This window comes from Nonomuraea sp. NPDC000554, from assembly GCF_040300065.1.
GTDB lineage: Bacteria > Actinomycetota > Actinomycetes > Streptosporangiales > Streptosporangiaceae > Nonomuraea.
This window is the reverse complement of the sequence record NZ_JBEPDC010000088.1, coordinates 1-1,172: the sequence shown is the minus strand read 5'-3', so window position 1 is coordinate 1,172 and position 1,172 is coordinate 1. Positions and strand designations below refer to the sequence as shown.

General features: G+C 42.2%; 1 protein-coding gene. It reads right to left on the bottom strand.

The window, feature by feature from the left end; translation table 11 throughout:
- Positions 1 to 142 precede the first annotated feature (142 nt).
- Complete coding sequence (locus tag ABT294_RS50760) at positions 143 to 1,090, bottom strand: IS30 family transposase (RefSeq protein ID WP_003130410.1); 948 nt, start codon at positions 1,088 to 1,090, stop codon at positions 143 to 145.
- Between the last annotated feature and the right edge of the window lie 82 nt (positions 1,091 to 1,172).

Genomic DNA, 1,172 nt, shown 5'->3' with positions numbered 1-1,172 from the left:
CAACTGAGCTAACGAGTCATGCTTAAAGCGTCATTTTCACGACGAAATATATTATAACACAGACTTTCTGAAATTTCTAGTCTCAGCTGTAATTTTTTTATTTTTTTAAAAATTTATTATTTACGCAAATTGCAAGTCCAAGTTAGCCAGCCAAGCTCATCTCATATGAACTCTTATAGTTGAACATTTTTCTTGGATAATGGTTCATCCAATACTCGATAGCGGCGACTTCTTCAGGGGTCGTCTTTGTTGTGCCTTTTGGCAGATGCCTACGAATCATTCGGTTATGGTTTTCATTCGTCCCTCGCTCAAAGCTCGCGTAGGCGTGTGCATAGTAAACTGGACAGCTTACGACCTCAGAGAGCCTTGCAAATTCATGGCCATTGTCAGGGGTAATGGATTTGAAGTCATAACTTTTTTGAAGTTCCACCAGCTCATCATTGACCGCCTGTGCTGTTTTCCCATCAATCAAGCGAATGATCTCCGTGCGGTATTTTCGCTCTGTGAGCGTCAAAAGCACCTTGTTCTTAGCTCTCGTAAGAATGACCGTGTCAATCTCGTAATGCCCCACTTCTAAGCGATTGTTAATGAACTCAGGCCGTTCTTCAATAGACTTGCCAAAAGGATGCTTTGGCGCACGAGGTTTGATTTTCTTTGCCGCCTTATACTGCGGATAGAAAAGATGATGACGCTTGGCTTCTAACCAGCCCCAGTTGACCCAATTGTAGAGGCTGCTCAGAGAAACTCCTTTTAGAGCCTGATGAATGACTTCCAAAGAGTCCTTGTCTTCTTTAAGACGTGTACTCACATAACAATCAATCTCAGTCGTGAGTTTACTCGGACGAACACTGTGAGCCCTCAATCCTTCATAATTTTCTTGAGCCTTTTTAGCAGAGTATTTTACCTTCCGCTTGAGCTGGATTTCCCCTCGCTTCATCTCTCTGTCAATCGTCCCATGAGCTTTATTCAATAAGCGCGCAATCTCACGGTTGCTCAGTCCTTCTTTATTGTGCCAACGTTCAATGTTTAAACGGTCTTGATTGGTCAGGTGTTTCCCTTTGCTCTGGCTTGTGATAGAATAGTCTTGCATCTGAATTTCCTTTTTATACTATTTGGTCGAACTTCTAGTATAAGAGATTCAGATGTTTTTTGCTTGACTCAAGGTGGCTAAC

Bases quoted from the DNA above. Each gene is read 5' to 3' on its own strand.
- ABT294_RS50760 (WP_003130410.1), bottom strand. From the start codon at position 1,090: ATGCAAGACTATTCTATCACAAGCCAGAGCAAAGGGAAACACCTGACC.